The sequence below is a fragment of the Amycolatopsis acidiphila genome, assembly GCF_021391495.1.
Taxonomy (GTDB): Bacteria; Actinomycetota; Actinomycetes; order Mycobacteriales; family Pseudonocardiaceae; genus Amycolatopsis_E; species Amycolatopsis_E acidiphila.
Genome location: NZ_CP090063.1, coordinates 5,702,369 through 5,724,098, shown reverse-complemented (window position 1 = coordinate 5,724,098; position 21,730 = coordinate 5,702,369). Strand labels below are relative to the sequence as shown.

The 21,730-nt window shown below is 71.1% G+C and carries 20 protein-coding genes and 1 pseudogene; 13 read left to right on the top strand and 8 right to left on the bottom strand.

The features are described 5' to 3' along the window. Nucleotides 1–25 precede the first annotated feature (25 nt). Nucleotides 26–505 (top strand): annotated as a pseudogene (locus tag LWP59_RS28080) (alpha/beta hydrolase); the annotation flags it as partial. A 53-nt stretch (nt 506–558) separates the two neighbouring features. Here LWP59_RS28080 and LWP59_RS28075 read toward each other — a convergent pair. Both LWP59_RS28075 and LWP59_RS28070 read right to left on the bottom strand, forming a co-directional pair. Further along, on the bottom strand, nt 559–1,143 hold the full coding sequence (locus LWP59_RS28075) for a hypothetical protein (RefSeq protein ID WP_229857647.1): 585 nt from the start codon (nt 1,141–1,143) through the stop codon (nt 559–561). 119 nt (nt 1,144–1,262) lie between these two features. Continuing rightward, a complete protein-coding gene (locus LWP59_RS28070; protein ID WP_144638387.1) occupies nt 1,263–2,015 on the bottom strand; it encodes a MerR family transcriptional regulator in 753 nt (250 codons plus the stop codon). A 65-nt stretch (nt 2,016–2,080) separates the two neighbouring features. Between LWP59_RS28070 and LWP59_RS28065 the strand changes: the two genes are divergently transcribed. The 4 genes from LWP59_RS28065 (at nt 2,081) to LWP59_RS28050 (ending at nt 5,344) form a co-directional block, all read left to right on the top strand. Then, nucleotides 2,081–2,674 carry an NUDIX hydrolase gene (locus LWP59_RS28065; RefSeq protein ID WP_229857617.1) on the top strand — a complete coding sequence of 198 codons (594 nt, stop codon included), beginning with the start codon at nt 2,081–2,083 and terminating at the stop codon, nt 2,672–2,674. A 159-nt stretch (nt 2,675–2,833) separates the two neighbouring features. Beyond that, a complete protein-coding gene (locus LWP59_RS28060; protein ID WP_144638391.1) occupies nt 2,834–3,679 on the top strand; it encodes a formate/nitrite transporter family protein in 846 nt (281 codons plus the stop codon). A gap of 50 nt (nt 3,680–3,729) precedes the next feature. After that, a complete protein-coding gene (locus LWP59_RS28055; protein WP_191334821.1) occupies nt 3,730–4,812 on the top strand; it encodes an NAD(P)-dependent oxidoreductase in 1,083 nt (360 codons plus the stop codon). A gap of 151 nt (nt 4,813–4,963) precedes the next feature. Continuing rightward, entirely contained in the window at nt 4,964–5,344 is a 381-nt protein-coding gene (locus tag LWP59_RS28050; protein WP_191334822.1) for a VOC family protein, read from the top strand. Nucleotides 5,345–5,738: 394 nt separating this feature from the next. Here LWP59_RS28050 and LWP59_RS28045 read toward each other — a convergent pair whose 3' ends face one another. Then, nucleotides 5,739–6,125, bottom strand: coding sequence for a DUF427 domain-containing protein (locus tag LWP59_RS28045; RefSeq protein ID WP_144642955.1), 387 nt, complete (start codon nt 6,123–6,125; stop codon nt 5,739–5,741). A gap of 266 nt (nt 6,126–6,391) precedes the next feature. Between LWP59_RS28045 and LWP59_RS28040 the strand changes: the two genes are divergently transcribed. Further along, nucleotides 6,392–9,766 carry a TM0106 family RecB-like putative nuclease gene (locus LWP59_RS28040; RefSeq protein WP_144642956.1) on the top strand — a complete coding sequence of 1,125 codons (3,375 nt, stop codon included), beginning with the start codon at nt 6,392–6,394 and terminating at the stop codon, nt 9,764–9,766. On the opposite strand, the gene LWP59_RS28035 is transcribed toward LWP59_RS28040, so the two are convergent. Both LWP59_RS28035 and LWP59_RS28030 read right to left on the bottom strand, forming a co-directional pair. Further along, nucleotides 9,748–10,308, bottom strand: coding sequence for a dihydrofolate reductase family protein (locus LWP59_RS28035; RefSeq protein WP_144642957.1), 561 nt, complete (start codon nt 10,306–10,308; stop codon nt 9,748–9,750). The genes LWP59_RS28040 and LWP59_RS28035 overlap by 19 nt on opposite strands. Nucleotides 10,309–10,492: 184 nt before the next feature. Continuing rightward, nucleotides 10,493–11,086, bottom strand: coding sequence for a TetR/AcrR family transcriptional regulator (locus LWP59_RS28030; protein ID WP_144642958.1), 594 nt, complete (start codon nt 11,084–11,086; stop codon nt 10,493–10,495). An 85-nt stretch (nt 11,087–11,171) separates the two neighbouring features. On the opposite strand from LWP59_RS28030, the gene LWP59_RS28025 reads away from it, so the two are divergent. From LWP59_RS28025 to LWP59_RS28010, 4 genes are all read left to right on the top strand, one after another. Then, complete coding sequence (locus tag LWP59_RS28025) at nt 11,172–12,905, top strand: ABC transporter ATP-binding protein (RefSeq protein WP_144642959.1); 1,734 nt, start codon at nt 11,172–11,174, stop codon at nt 12,903–12,905. 44 nt (nt 12,906–12,949) lie between these two features. Beyond that, nucleotides 12,950–14,767, top strand: a complete 1,818-nt coding sequence (locus LWP59_RS28020) for an ABC transporter ATP-binding protein (protein ID WP_144642992.1) — start codon at nt 12,950–12,952, stop codon at nt 14,765–14,767. Nucleotides 14,768–14,848: 81 nt separating this feature from the next. After that, nucleotides 14,849–15,544: a DUF4190 domain-containing protein gene (locus LWP59_RS28015; protein WP_144642960.1), complete on the top strand. Its 696-nt coding sequence runs from the start codon at nt 14,849–14,851 to the stop codon at nt 15,542–15,544. Nucleotides 15,545–15,618: 74 nt separating this feature from the next. Then, a complete protein-coding gene (locus LWP59_RS28010) occupies nt 15,619–15,804 on the top strand; it encodes a CsbD family protein (protein ID WP_144642961.1) in 186 nt (61 codons plus the stop codon). 61 nt (nt 15,805–15,865) lie between these two features. Here the strand turns inward: LWP59_RS28010 and LWP59_RS28005 are convergent, their stop codons facing one another. The 3 genes from LWP59_RS28005 to paaI are packed head-to-tail and all read right to left on the bottom strand — an operon-like array spanning nt 15,866 to nt 18,227. After that, nucleotides 15,866–16,480, bottom strand: coding sequence for a TetR/AcrR family transcriptional regulator (locus LWP59_RS28005; RefSeq protein WP_144642962.1), 615 nt, complete (start codon nt 16,478–16,480; stop codon nt 15,866–15,868). A gap of 23 nt (nt 16,481–16,503) precedes the next feature. Continuing rightward, nucleotides 16,504–17,850, bottom strand: coding sequence for a phenylacetate--CoA ligase PaaK (paaK, locus tag LWP59_RS28000; RefSeq protein ID WP_144642963.1), 1,347 nt, complete (start codon nt 17,848–17,850; stop codon nt 16,504–16,506). An 8-nt stretch (nt 17,851–17,858) separates the two neighbouring features. Beyond that, on the bottom strand, nt 17,859–18,227 hold the full coding sequence (paaI, locus tag LWP59_RS27995) for a hydroxyphenylacetyl-CoA thioesterase PaaI (protein ID WP_144642993.1): 369 nt from the start codon (nt 18,225–18,227) through the stop codon (nt 17,859–17,861). 246 nt (nt 18,228–18,473) lie between these two features. Here paaI and paaZ point away from each other — a divergent pair, with 246 nt between their 5' ends. The 3 genes from paaZ to paaB are packed head-to-tail and all read left to right on the top strand — an operon-like array spanning nt 18,474 to nt 21,726. Beyond that, the gene (paaZ, locus tag LWP59_RS27990) at nt 18,474–20,501 is read left to right on the top strand and encodes a phenylacetic acid degradation bifunctional protein PaaZ (RefSeq protein ID WP_144642964.1); all 2,028 of its coding nucleotides are present in this window, start codon (nt 18,474–18,476) and stop codon (nt 20,499–20,501) included. After that, nucleotides 20,498–21,448, top strand: a complete 951-nt coding sequence (gene paaA, locus LWP59_RS27985; RefSeq protein ID WP_144642965.1) for a 1,2-phenylacetyl-CoA epoxidase subunit PaaA — start codon at nt 20,498–20,500, stop codon at nt 21,446–21,448. Before paaZ ends, paaA begins: the two co-directional genes overlap by 4 nt. Further along, complete coding sequence (gene paaB / locus LWP59_RS27980; protein WP_144642966.1) at nt 21,445–21,726, top strand: 1,2-phenylacetyl-CoA epoxidase subunit PaaB; 282 nt, start codon at nt 21,445–21,447, stop codon at nt 21,724–21,726. The genes paaA and paaB overlap by 4 nt, the downstream gene beginning before the upstream one ends. Nucleotides 21,727–21,730: the final 4 nt, after the last annotated feature.

The following is a 21,730-nucleotide window of genomic DNA, read 5'->3' as shown; positions in this document are numbered from 1 at the left end:
ATGGTCGCGGCGGTCTCGGTTCGTCATGGTGGGGTGTATGGGAATCACACACTCCCGGCACGGCCGCCGGATCATCGCGCTGTGTGCGGCGCTCGCGCTCACCGTGGCAGCCGCACCACCGGCCGGAGCGGCCACGAGCGCGGTCGCGCTGCCCCGGCCCGGCGGTCCGCATCCGGTCGGCGTGGTGGCCCTGCACCTGATCGACCGTTCCCGGCCCGATCCCTGGCGGCCGGACAAGCCCTACCGCGAGCTGATGACCTGCGTGTTCTACCCGGCGACGCGGACGGGCGGGCACCCGCCCGCGCCGTACATGCTGCCGGAGGCCGCCGCGCATTTCGACGCGGTGACCGCCAACCAGTACCTCGGCCTCGGCGTGCCGGCTGGGCAGGTCGACTGGACCGCCGTCGACACGCACGCGACACAGCGCCCCGCGGCGGCCGGTGGTCGCAAGCCGGTAGTGATCTACTCGCCGGGGCTCGGCGAACCACGCACCTGGGACACGACCCTGGTCGAGGACCTGGCCGGCCGCGGCTACGTGGTGGTCACGGTGGACAACACCTACGAGTCGCCGGAGGTCCAGTTCCCCGACGGCTCGCTCGCCACGATGGTCCCGCCGGGCGACCCCAATGCCTTTACCAGGAAGGCTGTCGCCGTGCGCGTCGCGGACACGAGTTTCGTGCTGGACCAGCTCGCGTTGCTGGACGCGGGCGGCGACCCCGACGCGGACGGCACAGAGGTTCCGCCGGGCCTCGCCGGCACGCTGAACCTGGCCGGCGTCGGCATGTTCGGACATTCGGCAGGCGGGACGACCGCCGCCGCGGCCATGGCGGCCGACCCGAGGATCACCGCGGGCGCCGATCTCGACGGCACCCTCAGCCGGCTCGACGGCAGCCTGATGCCTGTGGCCGAGAGTGGGCTCAACCGGCCGTTGCTGTTGCTGGGCAAGGACGGCACCACCGACAACGGTCCCGGCTGGGACGCCTTCCTCGCGAACACGCCGGGCTGGGCCCGCCAGCTGAAGCTGCGTGGTTCCGAGCACGCCTCGTTCACCGACGCGGAAGCCCTGGTGCCGCAGCTGAACCTGGCACCGGAGGTGCGGGCCCAGGACATCGGCACCATCGACCCCGCCGTCGCCGTCCGCACCGAGGAGGCGTACCTGTCGGCGTTCTTCGACCGGTGGCTGCGCGGGCGGGACGGGCCGTCTGCTGGACGGGCCGTCCCCGGCGTATCCGGCGATGGAGTTCGTGGGCTGAGGACGCCCCTCAGCCCTGCTCGCGAACCCGTGCCACGTAGGCGACGAGCGCGGTCATCCGGTCGGCGGGCCACGGCAGGGTGTCCGCGATCGCGGCGGAATTGTTCTGCCACGTCCGTTGTGCCGCCGCCTTGGTCCCTTCGTCGGCGTGGAACGGGGCGGCGAGCGCATCCCACTGGCGTACGAGCTCGCGGACGGCCGGGTCGTCGGCCGGAGTCCGCGCTTCGACGTGTGGCAGCAGCTCCTCGACGAGCTTCGCCCAACGGGACTTGGCCTCCTCGATCCGGTCCGGGCCGAGCTCGGCCCGCTGTCGCGCCAGCTGCTCGCGTCGTTCCTCGGTGAAGTAGGTCTCGAACATCGACATCAGCTCCAGGGTTTCCAGGAACCGCTCGGGCCCGGGCTCCGACGAGTCGTCGAGTCTGCTGAGCAGTCCAGTGATGTGCCGGGTGAGGTGGTGAATACGGGCGGCCTGGTCCCCGAGTGCGCGCAGCTGGGTCTCCAGCAGCCCGCGCAGGGTGACCAGGTCGTCCGGGGACTCCGCGAGCAGGTCCGCGATCTCCTCCAGCGACAGGCCGAGCGTGCGCAGCGCCCGGACCCGGTAGAGCCGCCGCAGGTCCCGCGGGAGGTACCGCCGGTGGCCGGCGGCGGTACGCTCACTCGCCGTGAGCAGGCCGATGTCGTCGTAGTGGTGCAGCGTTCGCACCGTCACACCGCTGGCCCGGGCCAGCTCGCCGATCGTCCAGCGCCGTTCGCTCCCGCTCACACCGCCACGCTATGACCTCCCGTCACGTCAGGTTCAAGCGCGAATTCCCGGCTAGAGTCGATCAGGTGACCGCACTCGACGACGCCGAAGCCGCAGTGCGGCAGTTCCCCCGCGTACCCGTCCCGCTCGACGGGCGGCGTGCCGCGGCCGTGGCGATCACCATGTTCGAGGACGAGCAGGGCCCCGCCGTCTGGCTTACCCGCCGTACCTCACGGCTGCGGGCGCATCCCGGGCAGTTCGCGCTGCCGGGCGGGCGGTTCGACGACGGCGAGGACGCGGTGGCCGCTGCCTTGCGGGAGCTGCACGAAGAGCTGGGCATCGCCGCCGGCCGGGACCAGTGCGCGGGCCTGCTCGACGACTACGCCACCCGCTCGGGGTACGTGATCACGCCCGTCGTGGTGCGCACCGACGCGCAGGAGCCCGTGCCGAACCCGGCCGAGGTCGCGCGCCTGCACCGCATCTCCTTCGCCGAGCTGGACGTGGAGCCGCGTTACCTGCGGATTCCCGAGTCCGACCGGCCGGTGATCCAGCTGCCGCTGGTCGGGCACCTCGTGCACGCGCCGACCGCGGCCGTGCTGTTCCAGTTCCGCGAGGTCGCCCTGCACCGCAGGCACACCCGGGTCGACCAGCTGGAGCAGCCGGTCTTCGCCTGGCGCTGACGGAATGTCCGGAAAATGACCAACCGTCTCAGATGAGGCAACTCACCGGCTTTCGAGTAGCTGGTGCGAGTTCGGACACCCACTGCTGACCTCAGGTCAATGCGATGGACCGAAACGCTGGTTCGAATGGCGTAGTCCAAGCCAGCGAAAGGATCTCTCGTGCCGATTCCCATGTCCGAAGCGCTCGACCTGCAGGCCGAGGTGGCCGAGGGCAAGATCGACGACTTCCGCCGTCCCGGCCGGTACCTCGTGAGCTCGATGCTCGCGGGCGCCTTCATCGGCGTGGCCGTCGTGCTGCTGCTCGAAACCACCGGACCGTTGAACGCGGCCGGCTCACCGTGGACGAAACTCGTACAGGGCCTGGTGTTCGGTGTCGCGCTGACCGCGGTCGTGTTCGCCGGCGCCGAGCTATCGACGGGCAACATGATGACGATGGTGCAGGGCGCGATCCTGCGAAGGCGCGGCGCCGGGATCGCGGTGGGCATCATCGTCGGCTCGTTCGTCGGCAACCTCATCGGCTCGGTGGTGTTCGCGTGGCTGGTGCACGCGGGCGGGGTGCTGTCGATCGGCGCCACGCCGGGACACGCCGCGCCGGGCGCCGCGCTGCTGGCGAGCCTGATCAAGACCAAGACCGCGGAGTCCGCGGGCGCCCTGTTCTTCCGCGGCGTGCTGTGCAACTTCCTGGTGTGCCTCGCGGTCTGGATGGCGGCGCGCACGAAGTCCGACGGCGCCAAGCTCGCGCTCATCTTCTGGTGCCTGCTCGCGTTCGTCGCCTCCGGTTTCGAGCACGTCGTGGCCAACATGACCACGTTCTCGCTCGGCTGGATGGAAGGCGTTCCCGGCGCGACGCTCGGCGCGTTCGGCAGGAACCTGCTGTTCGTCGGGCTGGGCAACCTCGTCGGCGGCGGGCTGCTCGTCGGTGCGGCCTACGCCTTCCTGGGGCGGCCGGCGCGCGGCGCCGACCAGGCCGCTGCCGAGGGCGAATTGGCCTCGAGCGCTTTATGACAGTTGTCATATAGACTTCCGCTCGCGGGTTTCGGCAGCGGGAGGTACAGGTGAAGGTCGGATTCCTCGGTCTCGGCGTGATGGGCACGCCGATGGCGCTCAACCTCGTTCGTGCCGGGACGGCGCTCGTCGTGTGGAACCGCACGCCGGCGAAGGCGGCGCCGCTGCGGGCGGCGGGTGCAGAGGTGGCCGCGAGCCCGGCCGAGGTGTTCGACCTCGCCTCCGTGGTCATGGTCATGCTCGCCGACGAGGCCGCGATGGACTCCGTGCTCGGCCGCGGCACGCCGGAGTTCGCGCGGCTGATCGCCGGGCACACGGTGGTGCACATGGGCACGACCTCGCCGGAGTACTCGCGAGGGCTGGAGGCCGACGTCCGCGCGGCGGGCGGCGGTTATGTGGAGGCTCCCGTCTCGGGCTCGCGCAAGCCGGCCGAGGCGGGGTCGCTGGTCGGGATGCTCGCCGGGGAGGCGGCGGCGGTGGAGCTGGTGCGCCCGCTGGTGGCGGCGATGTGCGCGGAGACGGTCGTGTGCGGGCCGGTGCCGGATGCGCTGGTGATGAAGCTGGCCGTGAACCTCTACCTCATCACGATGGTCACCGGTCTCGCGGAGGCGGTCCACTTCGCGGAGCGGAACGGCCTCGATCTGGAGCGCTTCCGTTCGGTGCTGGACGCGGGCCCGATGGCGAGCGCCGTCTCGCGGGTGAAGGTGCAGAAGCTGGTCGCGGGCGACTTCGCGGTGCAGGCGTCGATCGCGAACGTGCTGGAGAACAACCGGCTCATCGCCGAAGCCGCGCGCAGGTCCGGCGTGGCGTCGCCGCTGCTCGACAGCTGCCACGCGTTGTACGGGGAAACCCTTGCACTGGGCCACGATCAGGAGGACATGGCCGCAGTGGTGCGCGCGGTCGAAGCCCGGACGGAGCGTGTCGCGGGAGTGGGTTGGGCTTGGGGTTGGGCTTGGGCTTGGGCTGGCGTGCGGCGCGGTGGGATGAGGTGGGTGGCGGGCTGGGCGAGGCCCGGGGGTGGCAGGGCGTGGGTCGCGGGCTGGGCAGCTTGTGGGCCGGACGGGTGGCGGGTATTGCGCAGTCGAACGAGCGGATGGGGCGAGGCCCGGGAGCGGCGGGACGTGGGCCGGTAGTGCGCGGACGGGTTGAGGCGGGTGGCGGGCCGGGCGAGGCTCGGATCGCGCGGTTGCGCTGCTGGGCTGGGCAGCCTGCGGGGTCGGGCGAGGCGAGGATCGCGGTGGCTGCGGGGCCGGGATTGTCGGTGGGCGCGGTTAGCCTGCGGGAATGTTGGATCATCTCGGTGTTCAGGCGGCGGATGTCGAAGCGTCGCTCGCCCACTACCTGCGTGTCTTCGCTCCGATCGGGATGCGTGAAGCGCTGCGCTTCCCGGCCGGCGACAGTTTTGTGGTCGGCCTCGCGGCCGGCGAAAGTGGTCCGGGATTCTGGCTCAGCCCGGCGGCGGGCGCGGAGACCCGGGAGCTGCACGTCGCTTTCCAGGCTCCGGGTCGTGACGCGATCGACGCCGTCCACCAGGCGGCCGTCGACGCGGGCGCCGAGGTGCTGCACGCGCCGCGCGAGTGGCCCGAGTACCACCCGGGCTACTACGCGGTCTTCCTCCGCGACCCCGACGGCCACAACGTGGAGGCGGTCCACCACGGCGGTTAGCACTGCGGAGGTCGGCCCGCGAGGCGGGTTCGCGGCGGCCACCGCCGCAGCGCGCGACCACCCCCGCGCACGCCGCAGCGCCCCGCGCATGCCGCTACGGGTTACCCACTCCCGCACGCGCCGTGCTCCGCGCCGCGCCGCCGTGCTCCGCGCACGCCGCGCCGCCCCGCACGCGCCCCGCCCCGCCGCACCGCGCCCCGCGCGCTCCTCGCGCCCGCCGCTCCGCTCCGCAGCGCCGCTCCGCGCACGCCGCGCCGCCGCCCCGCGTGCTCCGCGCCGCCGCCCCGCATGCCGCGCTCCGCAGCGCCGCTCCGCGCACGCCGCGCCGCCGCCCCGCACGCGCCGCGCTCCCAGCCGCGCCCCGCTCCGCGCCCCGCAACGCGACGCCGCGACGTCACTCCACCGTGACCTCCACCCGGTCCGGGTAGAAGGCCACGTGGGACGCGATCCGGTCGACGGCGTCGTACGGGTCGGTGTACGTCCACACCGCGTCGGCGATCTCCTCCACCTCACCGCTGTCCGGGTGCTTCACCGCGAGGCTGTAATAACTCGCCTCGCCCTTGTACGGGCAGTACGTCTGGTGGCTACTCGGCCGAAGCACACTCTGGTCGACGTCCGCGAGTGGGATGTACTGCACGGGCGAGTACGCGGCCTCGCGCAGGGTCATCGCCGACGTGCTGTCGGCGACGACCCTGCCGCCCACCCGCACCACAACCCGCCCCGGGGTGGGTTCCAGCGTGATCGGGTGCAACGGGCCTGGTGTCCTGATCCTGTTTGCCATGGGGCTGCCTTCCGTCGGCGTTGCTGCCCCTCCGATTGTGATACGCCCGCGAGCGTCACGCCGTCCGGATGAAGATGTGCCGCACGAAAAGCTCCTCCCCGCCGAGCCGATACCTACCAGCCAGAGTCTTCCCGCCACCAACCGTGCAGACATCGGTCGTTCGTACGAGGCCCCATCAGCCGGAAGGACAATTCCCGGGACCTCTTCCGCCCCACCAGCGTGTCTTGAGCCCGCCACCACCCGAACGCGTGTCAGACTCCCCGGCGATGCACACGCCCTCGGACCTCGCCGACCTGCTCGAATGTGAGCACCGCAGCATCCTCAACCAGGCACGCGCCGCCGGGCTGCCGGGCGCTCCCGAACCCGGTGCGGGCGCCGACCAGTTGGCGGTCAAACACGGGCAGGCGCACGAACAGGCCACGCTCGCGACCTTCCGCGGCGAACGGCCCGGGCTGGTGGAGATCGACTTCCGGGACCGGGCGAAGGCTGCGGCCGCGACGGCCGAAGCGTTGCGGGCGGCCGCGCCGGTCGTCTACCAGGCCGTGTTCGACGACGGCGAGTTCACCGGGCGCGCCGACTTCCTGGTGCGCGACCGCGAAGGCCGCTACGAGGTGTACGACACCAAGCTCGCCCGCCACGCCCGTCCCGCAGCGGTGCTGCAGCTCGCCGCGTACGCCGACGCCTTGCGCCGGGGCGGCTGGCCGGCCGGCCCGCACATGCACCTGCTGCTCGGCGACGGCAGCACCACCACCCTGCGGGCCGACGACTTCCTCCCGCTGCTGCATCGCTTGCGCGCCAAGCTGTCCGCCCGCACGCCGCAGCTGCCGGCCCGATTGTGGGCCGACGAACGCCCGGCGTGCGCGGGCTGTGGGTACGCCCAGCACTGCGCGGCGGGCCGGGAAGCCGACCGCGACCTCGCCCTGGTCGCCGGCATGCGCGGCGACCAGCGCCGCAAGCTCGTCGAGGCCGGGCTGCCGACGATCGACGCACTTGCCGCCGCCGAAGCCGGGGACCAGCCGCGCGACATGTCCGCCCGCACCTTCACCGCCCTGCGCGCCCAGGCCGCGATCCAGGTCCGCCAGGACGCCACCGGCGAGATCAGCTACGAGATCATCGAACCGGACGCGCTCGCCGCGTTGCCGCCCGCCCGGCCCGGTGATGTCTTCTTCGACATGGAAGGCGACCCGTATGCGCTGGGCGGTCAGGGACTGGAGTACCTCTTCGGTGCCGTCACCGCCGAGGCGGGGCAACGGTTCACGCCGTTCTGGGCGCACTCGCGCCCGGAGGAGAAGCGGGCCTTCGAGCAGTTCGTCGACTTCGCCTCCGCCCGGCTCGCCGAAGACCCCGAGGCGCACATCTACCACTACGCGCCCTACGAGGTCACGGCGCTCAAACGGCTCGCGGCGCTGCACGGCACCCGCGAGGAGGAGGTGGACGAGCTGTTGCGCCGTGGCGCGCTCGTCGACCTGTATGCCGTGGTGCGCAAGGCTTTGCGTGTTTCGCAGCGGTCGTATTCGATCAAGTACCTCGAACCGCTGTACATGCCCGCCGCTCGCGACGGCGACGTGAAGACCGCGGCGTCGAGCATCGAGGCCTACGAGGAATACCTGACGCTGAGCCACCTCGGTGAGGCCGAGCGGGCGGACGAGGTTCTGCGCGGCATCAGCGACTACAACGAGTACGACTGCGTGTCGACCTTGCGGCTGTTCGAGTTCCTGCACGAGGTCCGCGAAAAGGCCGGCATCGAACCGCTTCCGCCGACCGAAGAGTCCGAAGTGGACGCACTGCTGCGCGACACCGCCGACGAGGTCGCGGCCGAGCGCCGGGCCGAGCGTGCCGCACAGCTCGCGCGGCTGGTGGACGCGCTGCAGAGTCACGACGACGAGGCCGCGACGCTGCTCGCGGCGTCCGTCGGCTACCACCGGCGGGAGACCAACCCCGCGTGGTGGGAGTTCTTCCGCCAGCTCGCCGCGCCACTGGGCGATCTCGAGGTGGACACCACGTGCGCGGTGCCCGTTTCGGTCGAGGCGGGGGAGTGGGTGCCGCCGTCGGGCCGTGCCCGCAACGCCAAGCGCAGCCTGGTGATCGTCTGCGATCCGGAGCGCCCGCACCCGTTCGTACCCGGTGACCAGGTCCGCCTGCGTTACGGCGGTGTCGCGCGGGACGCGATGGTGCGCACGGCGTCGGCGGAGGAGCTGACGCTCGAGGAGAGCTGCAAACCTGACGAGACGACGGGCGAACGCCCGGCCGCCGTCCTGCCGGGCAGTCCGGTGCGGCCCTCGCCGAAGGACGAGGCCGTGGCCGAGCTCGCACAGCTCGTCGCCGACCGGTTGCCGGAGCTACCCGCGCATCCGGGCGTCGACCTGCTACGCCGCACCCCACCGCGGCTGCGCGGCGGACGCGCGCTGCCGGAACCGGGCGAGGACCTGGTGCGCACGGTGATCGGGGCCGTCGACGCGCTCGACGGGTCGACCCTGGCCGTGCAGGGGCCGCCCGGCGCCGGGAAGACCTATCTCGCGGGCAAGCTCATCGCGCATCTCGTGCGGGCGGGCAAGACCGTGGCGGTGACCTCGACGAGCCACAAGGCGGTCGAGAACGTGCTCTCGGCGGCGAAGGCCACGGCGCCCGGGCTGCCCTGCGCCAAGCGGCCGCGCAAGGCGCCGGACCCGCAGCAGCCGTGGGACCAGCCGAAGACGAACGACGCGCTGGTGCGCTGGCGCGCCGAGCACGACGACGGGCACCTCGTCGGCGGCACCGCGTGGACCTTCGCCAACGCCGCGATCCGGGCCGAGCCGTTCGACGTGCTGATCGTCGACGAGGCCGGCCAGTTCGCGCTCGCCGATGCGCTCGCGGTGTCGCTGGCGGCGAAGAACCTCGTGCTGCTCGGGGATCCGCAGCAGCTGCCGCAGGTCGTGCAGGGCACGCACCCGGCCGGGGCGGAGGCGTCGGCGCTGGGACACCTGCTCGGCGACGCCGACGTCATCCCGCCGCAGCTCGGGTACTTCCTCGACCAGACGCGCCGGATGCATCCCGAGGTGTGCGCGCCCGTGTCGCGGCTGTCCTACTCGGGGCTGCTGCATGCCCACCCGTCCACGGCGGGGCGCGGGATCGAGGGTGTGCGGCCCGGGTTGCACCTGCTGGAGGTCGACCACCGTGGCAACACGACGCGCTCGGCCGAGGAGGCCGACGCCGTGGTCGAACTCGTGTCCACCGTGCATGGTCGCTTGTGGACGGACGGTGACGAACGGCGGCCACTGGCGGACAAGGACATCCTCGTCGTCGCCCCGTACAACATGCAGGCTCGCGTGGTGACCCGCGCCCTCGAGCGCGCCGGCTTCGCCGGTGTCCGGGTGGGCACCGTGGACCGGTTCCAGGGGCAGGAGGCGCCGGTGGTGATCGCGACCATGACCTCGTCCTCGGCCGTCGACCTGCCGCGTGGACTCGACTTCCTGCTCTCGCGCAGCCGGCTCAACGTGGCGCTCTCGCGGGCGCAGGCGCTGGCGGTGCTCGTGTGTTCGCCCCGCCTGGTCGAGGCCGACATCCGGAGCGTGGCACAGATGCGCCTGGTGTCCGGCATGATCGGCCTGATGAACGCCGCCACCCCGTGGGGCGCGAGCGCTGGTCAGCCGCGTACCGCGTAGCGGAGGTGCACGACACCGCTTCGGAAGCGGTGCTCGTCCAGCAGCTCGAGCCGGAGGTGGACGTCCACGGGGAGTACCGGCTTTCCGCCGCCGACGACGATCGGGCCGAGGAACAGGTGGCATTCGTCGACCAGGCCCGCCGCGAGGGCCTTGCCCGCGAGCTCCGCGCCGCCGACCGAGATGTCGCGGGCCGAGGACTCCTTGAGCTGTTCGACCGCGGTGGGATCGAACTCGCGCTCGATCCGCGTTCGCGCGCTCGTGACCGTCTGGAGCGTCCGCGAGTACACGATCTTCTCGGCCGCCCGCCAGATCTTCGTGAAGTCCCGGATCGGTGCGGGTTCGTCGCCGTTGATCGCGACGGTCTCCCAGTACACCATCGTCTCGTACATCCGGCGGCCGTAGAGGTAGGTGCCGACCGGCCGCTCGAGGTCGTTGACGAACGCGTGCACCTCCTCGTCGGGCGCCGCCCACCCGAAGTCGCCGCGCTTGTCCTCGACGTACCCGTCCAGGGAAGCGATAGCGGAGTAGATCAGTTTCGCCACGTCGAACCTCCACCTCGAGCACCGCTGTCCGCACACACTATGCGGTCGTGCGACCGCTGAAGCGCCTGATGCGTGATGAGGCTTCTCGCGCGGTCCACCACCGTCTGCCCCGCCGGGCGTGCCTGCCGGCCGAGGACGCGGCGACCGGTCGGCGGTAAGGGATTCCGTCGTGCACCGGTACCACTCAGCGTGAGCCGAGCCCGTGCAGCAGTGGCAGGTACACGTCGTCGACGAGCTCGGTGACGGCGTCCTCCGGCAGCCGGCTGCCGCAGATCATGGCCTCGTTGCGGATGAGGTCGAGCGGCAGCCGGACCGCCCGCCGCGGCAGGTCCAACGGTGGCAGCTCGCCACGTTCGGCCGCGCGCGCGACGATCCTGCGCAGGCCCTCGGCCAGCGGCGCCGAGTTGATCCGCTGCTGCAGCAGGGCCGTCACCTCTGGATCCCGGAACGCCTCGGCCATCACGCCCGCGATCATGCCGTTCATGATGCCCTCCGTCCGGCGAGCGAGCCGGGAGAACAGTTCGAGCAGGTCCGACCGGAGGCCGCCGGTGTCCACGGGCCGCGACCGCTCGGGCACCTGGCGCCCCCACGCGGCGAGCACCAGTTCGGCACGGTTGGCCCACCGGCGGTAAATAACCGGCTTGCTCGTTCCGGCCCGGCTTGCGACCCTCTCCATGGTCAACCCGCGGTAACCCACTTCGTTCAGCTCTGCCCAGGCGGCGTCGAGGATCGCCGTCTCGAGCTGTTCACCACGGCGGCGCGACCTGGTCTCGGACACCCGGCTCCTTAGATACGTTGCGTTTCTTATCTGCAGAGGCTACGGTGTCCATGTTAGATACGGCTGGTTTCTTTTGGGGGACCCCTTGCTCATCCGCCTGTTGCGCAGCTACCTGCGCCCCTACAGACAAGAGCTCGCGATCGTGCTCGTGCTGCAGATGATCGGCACGGTCGCGTCGCTCTACCTGCCGAGCCTGAACGCCGACATCATCGACTTCGGCGTCGTGCGGGGCGACACCGGCTACATCGTCTCCACCGGCGCGTGGATGCTCGTGGTCACCCTGCTGCAGATCATCTGCTCGGTCGGCGCGGTCTTCTTCAGCGCGCGGGCCGCCATGGGCTTCGGCCGTGACGTGCGGGCCGGGATCTTCCACCGGGTCGGCGAGTTCTCCGCCCGCGAGGTCGCCCACTTCGGCCCGCCCTCGCTGATCACCCGCACCACGAACGACGTGCAGCAGGTGCAGCTGCTGGTGGTGATGGTCTGCACGATGCTCGTCACCGCGCCGATCATGTGCTTCGCCGGCATCGTGCTCGCGCTCAACGAGGACCTCGGGCTGTCCTGGCTGCTGCTGGTGTGCGTGCCCGTGCTGCTGATCGCGATCGGCTCGATCGTGATCCGGATGGTGCCGCAGTTCCGCCGGATGCAGGAGCGGATCGACCAGGTCAACCGCGTCCTGCGCGAGCAGCTCACCGGCATCCGGGTGGTCCGCGCGTTCGTCCGCGAGAAGGCGGAGACGAACCGGTTCGCCGACGCCAACGCGACGCTGACCGACACGGCGCTGCGGGTCGGCAGGCTGCAGGCGCTGATCTTCCCGACCGTCATGCTGATCCTCAACGCCTCCAGCATCGCGGTGCTGTGGTTCGGCGCGCACCGGGTCGACACCGGCGAGATGCAGATCGGCGCGCTGACCGCGTTCCTGAACTACCTGCTGCAGATCCTCATGTCGGTGATGATGGCGACGTTCATCTCGATGATGATCCCGCGGGCCGCCGTGTGCGCGGAGCGGATCAACGAGGTGCTCGACACCGAGTCGTCGGTGCGGCCGGCGGCCGCACCGGTGCGCGAGCTGCGGGCGCGGGCCGAGGTCGAGTTCCGCGGCGTCGAGTTCCGCTACCCCGGCGCGGCGGAGCCCGTGCTGCGGGACATCTCCTTCCGCGCGGAGCCCGGCACCACCACCGCGATCGTCGGCAGCACCGGCGCGGGCAAGACGACGCTGCTGTCGCTGATCCCGCGGCTGATCGACGTCACCGCCGGCACGGTCCTGGTCGACGGCGTCGACGTGCGGGAGCTGGAGCCGGACGTGCTGTGGAGCCGGGTCGGCCTGGTCCCGCAGCGGCCGTACCTGTTCACCGGAACCGTCGCGAGCAACCTGCGCTACGGCAACCCGGATGCCACCGACGAGGAGCTGTGGCAGGCGCTGGAGGTCGCCCAGGCCAGGGACTTCGTCGAGGAGATGCCCGGCGGGCTGGCGGCACCGATCGCGCAGGGCGGCACCAACGTCTCCGGCGGCCAGCGGCAGCGGCTCTCGATCGCGCGGGCGCTCGTGCGGCGCCCGGAGGTCTTCCTGTTCGACGACTCGTTCTCCGCGCTCGACCTGGCCACCGACGCGGCGTTGCGCACGGCGCTGCGGCCGCACACCCAGCAGGCGGCGCTGATCGTCGTCGCCCAGCGAATCTCCACCATCCTCGGCGCCGACCAGATCCTCGTGCTCGACAACGGCGCGATCGTCGGCGCCGGTAACCACCACGAACTGCTGGACACCTGCCCGACCTACGTCGAGATCGTCCAGTCCCAGCTCACGACGGAGGCGGCGGCGTGACCACCACCGAGAACAGACCGGCGGCCCCCCGGCCGCAAGGTCCGATGGGCCGTGGCATGCCCGGGATGGGCATGCCGGTCAGCAAGCCGAAGAGCTTCGGCCCGTCGGCCAAACGGCTCGCCGCGCGGCTGCGGCCCGAGCGGTTCACCTTCGGCGCCGTCGTCCTGCTCGGCGTCACCAGCGTCGCGTTGACCGTCGCCGGCCCGAAGCTGCTGGGTGAGGCCACGGACGTCATCTTCACCGGCGTGCTCGAGCACGTGCGGGGCGTGCCCGGCGCCGGCATCGACTTCGCCGCGCTGGGCAGCAAGCTGTCCTGGGTGCTCGGGCTGTACGTCGCGGCGTCGGTGTTCGCCTTCGCGCAGGGGCGGTTGCTCAACGGCGTGGTGCAACGCGTCGTGTACGGGCTGCGTGAGGAGGTCGAGGCGAAGCTGCACCGGCTTCCCTTGCGCTACTTCGACGGCAGGCCCCGCGGTGAGCTGCTTTCCCGCGTCACCAACGACATCGACAACATCTCGACGACCCTGCAGCAGACGCTGAGCCAGCTGCTGACCTCGGTGCTGACCGTGCTCGGCGTGATCGTGATGATGCTGACGATCTCGCCGCTGCTCGCCCTGATCGCGCTCGCGGTGATCCCGGTGTCGGTGTTCGTCACGAGCGTGATCGGCAAGCGCTCGCAGAAGATGTTCATCGCGCAGTGGAAGCACACCGGCGCGCTCAACGCGCACATCGAGGAGTCGTTCACCGGGCACCAGCTGGTGAAGGTCTTCGGCCGGCAGCGGGAGTCGGAAGAGGAGTTCCGGCGCCGCAACGACGAGCTGTTCGGCGCGGCCCGCGAGGCGCAGTTCGTGTCCGGGCTGATCATGCCGGCGATGATGTTCCTGTCGAACCTCAGCTACGTCGTGGTCGCGGTGGTCGGCGGGCTGCGGATCACCTCCGGCGCGATGACGCTCGGTGAGGTGCAGGCGTTCATCCAGTACTCGCGGCAGTTCACCCAGCCGCTGACGCAGGTCGCGTCGATGGCGAACCTGATGCAGTCCGGTGTCGCGTCGGCGGAACGGGTGTTCGAGCTGCTGGACGCCGAGGAGCAGGAGCCCGACGCGCACGACGCGTCGCTGCCCGCGCAGCGGCGGGGCCGGGTCGAGTTCTCCGACGTCAGCTTCGCCTACCGGCCCGAGCAGCCGCTCATCGAGCACCTGTCGCTGGTCGCAGAGCCCGGGCAGACGGTGGCGATCGTCGGGCCGACCGGCGCCGGCAAGACCACGCTGGTCAACCTGATCATGCGGTTCTACGAGCTGGACGCGGGGCGCATCACGCTCGACGGGGTCGACATCACGAAGCTGCGGCGCGAGGACCTGCGCTCGCAGACCGGGATGGTGCTGCAGGACACCTGGCTGTTCGGCGGGACGATCCGGGACAACATCGCCTATGGCAAGCCGGACGCGACGGAGGAGGAGATCATCGCCGCCGCGAAGGCGACGTTCGTCGACCGGTTCGTGCGCACCCTGCCCGAGGGCTACGACACGGTGATCGACGAGGAGGGCACGAACGTCAGCGCGGGGGAGAAGCAGCTGCTGACGATCGCGCGGGCGTTCCTCGCGAGCCCTTCGCTGCTGATCCTCGACGAGGCGACGAGCTCGGTCGACACCCGGACCGAGGCGCTGGTGCAGCACGCGATGGCGGCGCTGCGCTCGTCCCGGACGAGCTTCGTGATCGCGCACCGGCTCTCGACGATCCGGGACGCCGACCTGATCCTGGTGATGGAGTCGGGCCAGATCGTCGAACAGGGCACCCACGAGGAACTGCTCGAGGCGCGGGGCGCGTACCACCGGCTGTACTCGGCGCAGTTCGCGGCGGCCGTCTGACCGGACAGTCGCCCCGCGCCCACGGGAGCGGGGCGGCTGTCCGGACATTTCTCGCGATGCGTGTCGGCGTATCTTCGCTGCGTGACGATCGAAGAACAGGACGATCGGTGGGCGCGGCTCGGGGCCGACGAGCCCGAACCGGAACGCGACCGGCTCGCCGTCGCCGCCCTGGTGGCAGCGGTCGTCGCCCTGGTCCCGCTCGCGGTCGCGCTCGCGCTGGTCGCCCTGCGGCGGATCGCGCGGTCCGACCGCGGTGGCGAGGGGCTGGCCTGGGGGGCGCTCGCGTTGTCCGGCGCCTGGCTGGCGGTGGGAGCGGTGGTGCTGACCTCGGTGCTGACCGCCGACCCGCGGCCGGTGCGGGCGCTGACCACGGCGCCGCCGGCGACAGTGCACGCGCCGGAGACGTCGGGGGAGGGCTACCTGTTCGGCGAGGAGAACGGGACCTGCTTCGACGTGAACCCGTACATCCCGCTCGCGCGGGTGACCCGGTTGCCGTGCACGAGCCCGCACGACGCCGAGATCTACGCGATGGTCGCGTTGCCGCGGGCCGGCGGCTATCCGGGCGCGGCGTGGGTCCAGGAGGCCGCGGAGGCGTCGTGTGCGCAGTGGTTCGACGGGAAGCTGGACCCGGGCCTGGACTATCCGGGCCTCGAGAAGACCGTCGTGGTGCCGGACCAGCAGTCGTACTACCTCGACTCGACCGGCGCCTGTGTCTTTTACAGCCCGAAGGGAAAGCTGACCAGGCCCGCCCGCGAGATGGGCGTGCCCCGCGGCTGAACAAATTCCCCCGCCCGGGTGTCGGCGGCGGCTCAGTGGGTATGCCTTGGGCAGCTCGGATGAAGGGAGCCACCATGAGTGCCGACGACAAGTTGAGCAACAAGGCCGAGGAGATGAAGGGCAAGGCCAAGGAGGGCCTCGGCGACGCGACGGACAACGAGCAGTGGCAGGCGGAGGGCAAGGCCGAGCAGGGCAAGGGCAACGTCAAGCAGGCCGGCGAAAAGCTCAAGGATGCCGCGAAGAACGTGTTCGACAAGTAGCTGTAAGCCGCTGACCGCCTCCGTGTCACCACCCTTGGTGGCACGGAGGCTTTGCGTGGTGTCAGCTTCTGCGCACCCGCAAGCCGTCGAAGGCCATCGTCGCCACCGAATCCGCCAGCGCGTCCGCGCCGATGCCGCCGCGGGGGCGGTACCACTCGACCAGCGAGTTGACCATGCCGAACAGCAGGCGCGCCGCCGTGGCCGGGTCGATGTCCGTGCGCAGGTCGCCTTCCTCGACGGCCTGCGTCACCAGCGACGTGACGATGTGGTCGAACTCCCGCCGCCGGGCGAGGGCGTCCCGCTCGACCTTCGTGTTGCCGCGCACCCGCAGCAGCAGCGTCACGAACGGCAGCTGCTCGACGAGCACCGTGACGCTCCCGCGCACCAGGTGCGCCAGCCGCTCGACCGCACGCCCCTCGACCGTCTCCAGCTCGGCCACGATCGCGAACAGCCCGTCGAGCGCCCGGTTGACCGACAGCCGCAGCAGCTCCTGCTTGCTCGGCACGTGGTGGTAGATCGCGGACTTCGTGATTCCCAGCTTCCGCGAGAGGTCCTCCATGCTCGTGCCGTCGTACCCGCGCTCGTTGAACAGCTTCACCGCGACGGCCAGCAGCGACTCGAGGTCGTAGCCCGGCCTGCCGCGCTTGGCGGCCCGGGCGGGTGGTGCGGTCGTCATACCCTGAGTATCCCCACCGCCGGTCAGTCGCGCGGCCGCTGGTCGATCACGCGCCGCATCTTGCCGACCGAACGCTCCAGCGTGTCGGGGTCGAGCACCTCGACACCGACGCTCACGCCGACCCCGTCCTTGACCCGCGCCGCGATCTCCAGCGCCGCGGGCACCCGGCGCTCGGCCGGGGTGTCCGCGCGTGCTTCGGCCAGCACGGTCAGGTGGTCCATCCGGTCCTTGCGGGTCAGCCGGAGCTGGAAGTGCGGGGCCAGCCCGGGCGTGCCGAGCACGATCTCCTCGATCTGCGTCGGGAACACGTTGACCCCGCGCAGGATGATCATGTCGTCGCTGCGCCCGGTGACCTTGTCCATCCGCCGGTACGACGGGCGTGCGGTGCCGGGGCGCAGCGCGGTGAGGTCCCGCGTGCGGTAGCGGATGACCGGCATCGCCTGCTTGGTCAGCGACGTGAACAGCAGCTCGCCGGTCTCGCCCTCGGCCAGCACGTTCTCGTCGACCGGGTCGATCACCTCGGGGTAGAAGTGGTCCTCCCAGACGTGCAGCCCGTCCTTGGTCTCGGCGCACTCCTGCGCGACGCCGGGCCCCATCACCTCGGACAGCCCGTAGATGTCGACCGCGTCGAGGTCCATCCGCTCCTCGATCTCGGCGCGCATCCGTTCGGTCCACGGCTCGGCGCCGAAGATGCCGACGCGCAGCGAGCTCGTGCGCGGGTCGATGCCCTGGCGCTCGAACTCGTCGAGCAGCGTGAGCATGTACGACGGGGTGACCATGATGATCTCGGGCCGGAAGTCGGTGATGATCTGCACCTGCCGCGCCGTCATCCCGCCGGACGCGGGGATCACGGTGGCGCCGAGCTTCTCCACGCCGTAGTGCGCGCCGAGCCCGCCGGTGAACAGGCCGTAGCCGTAGGCCACGTGCACCTTGTGCCCCGGCCGGCCACCGGCCGCGAAGATCGACCGTGCCATCACCGTGGCCCAGGTGTCGATGTCGTCCGCGGTGTAGCCGGCGACAGTGGGCTTGCCGGTGGTGCCGCTGGAGGCGTGGATGCGGCGGACCTCCTGCTGCGGCACGGCGAACATGCCGAACGGGTAGTTCTCGCGCAGGTCGGCCTTGGTGGTGTACGGGAACTTCGCCAGGTCCTCGAGCGACCGGCAGTCGTCCGGATGCACTCCGGCCTCGTCGAACTTCCTGCGGTAGCAGGGCACGTTCTCGTACGCGTGCCGGAGTGTCCACTGCAGACGTTCGAGCTGCACGGCCCGCAGCTCGTCCACGCTCATCCGCTCCGCCGGGGAAAGGTCGTCCGCGGCGGGCGCGCTGCCCAGGCGTTTCGCGTGCGGCACTTCACTGTGCGTCGTGGTCATGGTTCTCCTCAGCGGGCGATGGTGCGGCTGCGACCGCGGAACTCGGCGACGACCTCGGTGCCACGGTGGACGGTCACGTCGTAGATGCCGTTGCGGCCGTAGCGGGTGCGCTCCTGCGCGGTCGCGACCAGCTCGTCGCCGAGCCGGCCGCTGGTGACGAACGAGATCTCCGCGCCCGAGGCGACGGTGACCGGCCCGTGGCTGTTGCACGCGCACGCGAAGGCCGTGTCCGCCAGCAGGAACAGGAAGCCGCCGTGTGCGACGCCGTGCCCGTTGACCATCTCCGCGGTGACGCGCATGCGGGCGACCGCTCGCCCGTCCGCGGCCTCGACCAGCTCGATGCCCAGGGACTTCGAGGCGACGTCGTCGTCGAACATCGCCTGTGCGGCCGCCGACCGGGTCACGTGCTCACCGCCTTGCCTACTGATCCGACCGAAAGCAGGCCCGCTGTGCTCAACCGGAAGCCGACCTGCGGCAGGCGGATCGCCGTGACTGCCGGGCGGATCGGTAACGACGACACAGCCTGACCGAATGGACGGTTAACAAACTGGGCCTTGGCGGCCCCGTTGTCAAGACGCTACCATGAATTCCTGAACGTTCGGTTGGTAAATGAGGGAGGATCGATGGCGCTCCTGCGCAGCTACGTCGGCGGCGACTGGCACACCGCGTCGGACGAGGGGGTCCCGCTGCACGACGCGGTGACCGGGCAGGAGGTCGCACGGATCTCGTCGGCAGGCGTCGACATGGGTGCCGCGCTGGCGTACGGCCGCCGCGTCGGCGGCCCCGCGCTGCGCGAGCTGACGTTCCACCAGCGCGCGGCCCTGCTCAAGGCGCTGGCTTCCTACCTGCGTGAACACCGCGACGAGCTGTACGCGCTCTCGGCGAGGACCGGCGCGACGCTCGGCGACTCGAAGTTCGACGTCGACGGCGGCATCGGCGTGCTGTTCAGCTACGCGAGCAAGGGCAAGCGCGAGCTGCCCAACGACACGGTCTACGTCGAGGGCGACGTCGAGCCGCTGGGCAAGGGCGGCACCTTCCTCGGCCAGCACATCGCGACCCCGCTGCGTGGCGTGGCGGTGCAGATCAACGCGTTCAACTTCCCGGTGTGGGGCCCGCTGGAGAAGTTCGCGCCGGCGTTCCTGGCCGGGGTGCCGAGCCTGGTCAAGCCGGCGAGCCAGACGGCCTACCTCACCGCGCGCCTGGTGGAGCTGATCGTCGAGTCGGGGATCCTGCCCGAGGGCGCGCTGCAGTTCGTCTGCGGCAGCGCGGGCGACCTGCTCGACCACGTGACGGGGCAGGACCTGGTGTCGTTCACGGGTTCGGCCTCCACGGCGCAGAAGCTGCGCGCGCATCCGGCGATCGTGCGGCACGCGGTCCGGTTCAATGCCGAGGCCGACTCGCTCAACTGCTCGATCCTCGGCCCCGACGCCACCCCGGGCACCGCCGAGTTCGACCTGTTCGTCAAGCAGCTGGTCGCCGAGATGACCGTCAAGGCGGGCCAGAAGTGCACCGCGATCCGCCGCGCGTTCGTCCCCGCCGAGCTGCTGGACGACGTCGCACAGGCGGCGAGCGCGCGGCTGGCGAAGGTCACCATCGGCGACCCGTCGGCCGAAGGCGTGCGGATGGGCGCGCTCGCGAGCCTGGAGCAGCGCGAGGAGGTCCGCCGGTCGCTGAAGGCGCTGCTGGCGGCGGGCAGCGTGGTGTTCGGCGACCCGGAGAAGGTCGAGGTCACCGGCGCCGACGCCGAGCGCGGCGCGTTCATCTCGCCGGTGCTGCTCAAGGGCGACCCGGAGCGCGCCGAGCCGCACGAGGTCGAGGCGTTCGGACCGGTGTCCACGTTGCTGCCCTACACCTCGACGGCCCAGGTGATCGAGTACGCGGCGCGGGGCGACGGCAGCCTCGCCGGTTCGATCGTGACCGGTGACCCGGAGTTCGCGCGGGAGGTCGTGCTCGGCCTGGCGCCGTGGCACGGGCGGCTGCTGGTGCTCGACGCCGACGACGCGAAGGAGTCCACCGGGCACGGCTCGCCCATGCCGCAGCTGGTCCACGGCGGTCCCGGCCGCGCGGGTGGCGGCGAGGAGATGGGCGGCATCCGCGGGGTGCTGCACCACATGCAGCGCACCGCGGTGCAGGGCTCGCCCGCTGTCCTCAGCGCCGTGACCGGGCGCTGGGTGCCCGGCGCGCCGCGGACCGAAGGCGTGCACCCGTTCCGGAAGTCCCTGGCGGAGCTCAAGATCGGCGACTCGGTCGTCGCAGGCCCGCGCACGGTCACCAAGCAGGACGTGGACCACTTCGCCGAGTTCACCGGCGACACGTTCTACGCGCACACCGATCCCGCGGCTGCCGCGGCGAACCCGCTGTTCGGCGGGATCGTCGCGCACGGCTACCTGGTGCTCTCGTTCGCGGCCGGGCTGTTCGTCTCGCCCGAGCCGGGGCCGGTGCTGGCCAACTACGGCCTGGAAAACCTGCGCTTCCTGACGCCCGTCAAGCCCGGCGACGAGCTGACCGTCACCCTCACCGCGAAGCAGATCACCCCGCGTGACTCGGCCGACTACGGCGAGGTCCGCTGGGACGCCGACGTCACCAACGCCGCAGGCGAGTCGGTGGCGAAGTACGACGTGCTCACCCTGGTGGCCAAGGAGGGCGAATGACGATATTGGCCGAGCTCTCCGAAGAGGACCTGGAGAAGTACTTCGAGCACACCCTGGAGAAGGACCAGCGGATCGAACCGCGGGACTGGGTGCCCGAGGCCTACCGCAGGACGATGATCCGGATGATGGCGCAGCACGCGCATTCGGAGATCATCGGGATGCAGCCGGAGGGCAACTGGATCACCCGCGCGCCCTCCTTGCGGCGCAAGGCGATCCTGCTGGCGAAGGTGCAGGACGAGGCCGGGCACGGGCTGTACCTGTACTCGGCGACCGAGACCCTGGGCGCGGACCGGACGGACCTGACCGAGCGGCTCGTCACGGGACGGCAGAAGTACTCGTCGATCTTCAACTACCCGACGCTGACCTTCGCCGACGTGGGCGTGATCGGCTGGCTGGTCGACGGGGCGGCGATCTGCAACCAGGTGCCGCTGTGCCGCAGCTCCTACGGGCCGTACGCGCGGGCGATGATCCGCATCTGCAAGGAGGAGTCCTTCCACCAGCGGCAGGGCTTCGAGCTGCTGATGACGATGATGAGGGGCACCCGGGCGCAGCGGGACATGGTGCAGGACGCGGTGAACCGGTGGTGGTGGCCGTCGCTGATGATGTTCGGCCCGCCCGACGCCGACTCGCCCAACACCGAGCAGTCCATGGCGTGGAAGATCAAGCGGCACACCAACGACGAGCTGCGCCAGCGCTTCGTCGACATGTCGGTGCCGCAGGCGGAGGCCTTGGGCGTCACGTTCCCGGACCCGGCGCTGGAGTGGAACGCCGAGCGCGGGCACTACGACTTCGGCGAGATCGACTGGGCCGAGTTCAAGCAGGTCGTGTCCGGCAATGGGCCGTGCAACGCCGAGCGCGTCGAGCACCGCCGCCGGGCACACGAGGACGGCGCGTGGGTGCGGGAAGCCGCCGCCGTGCACGCCGCTAAGCAGGAGGGGAAGGTATGACCGACTGGCCGTTGTACGAGGTTTTCGTGCGGGGCAAGCGCGGGCTCAACCACGTGCACGTCGGTTCGCTGCGCGCCGCGGACGACCGGATGGCCCTGCACAACGCCCGGGACCTCTACACCCGGCGCAACGAGGGCGTGAGCATCTGGGTCGTCAAGGCCACCGACGTCACCGCGTCCAGCCCCGACGAGAAGGACCCGTTCTTCGCACCGTCGGCGGACAAGGTGTACCGGCACCCGACGTTCTACGACATCCCCGACAACGTTCCCCACATGTGAGCGG

Coding starts and splice junctions, on each gene's coding strand:
- LWP59_RS28050 (WP_191334822.1), top strand. CDS start 4,964: ATGTTGGATCATCTCGGTGTTCAGGCGGCGGATGTCGAAGCGTCGCTC.
- LWP59_RS28045 (WP_144642955.1), bottom strand. CDS start 6,125: ATGGCAAACAGGATCAGGACACCAGGCCCGTTGCACCCGATCACGCTG.
- LWP59_RS28040 (WP_144642956.1), top strand. CDS start 6,392: ATGCACACGCCCTCGGACCTCGCCGACCTGCTCGAATGTGAGCACCGC.
- LWP59_RS28020 (WP_144642992.1), top strand. CDS start 12,950: ATGGGCCGTGGCATGCCCGGGATGGGCATGCCGGTCAGCAAGCCGAAG.
- LWP59_RS28010 (WP_144642961.1), top strand. CDS start 15,619: ATGAGTGCCGACGACAAGTTGAGCAACAAGGCCGAGGAGATGAAGGGC.
- LWP59_RS28005 (WP_144642962.1), bottom strand. CDS start 16,480: ATGACGACCGCACCACCCGCCCGGGCCGCCAAGCGCGGCAGGCCGGGC.
- paaK (WP_144642963.1), bottom strand. CDS start 17,850: ATGACCACGACGCACAGTGAAGTGCCGCACGCGAAACGCCTGGGCAGC.
- paaI (WP_144642993.1), bottom strand. CDS start 18,227: ATGTTCGACGACGACGTCGCCTCGAAGTCCCTGGGCATCGAGCTGGTC.
- paaZ (WP_144642964.1), top strand. CDS start 18,474: ATGGCGCTCCTGCGCAGCTACGTCGGCGGCGACTGGCACACCGCGTCG.
- paaA (WP_144642965.1), top strand. CDS start 20,498: ATGACGATATTGGCCGAGCTCTCCGAAGAGGACCTGGAGAAGTACTTC.
- paaB (WP_144642966.1), top strand. CDS start 21,445: ATGACCGACTGGCCGTTGTACGAGGTTTTCGTGCGGGGCAAGCGCGGG.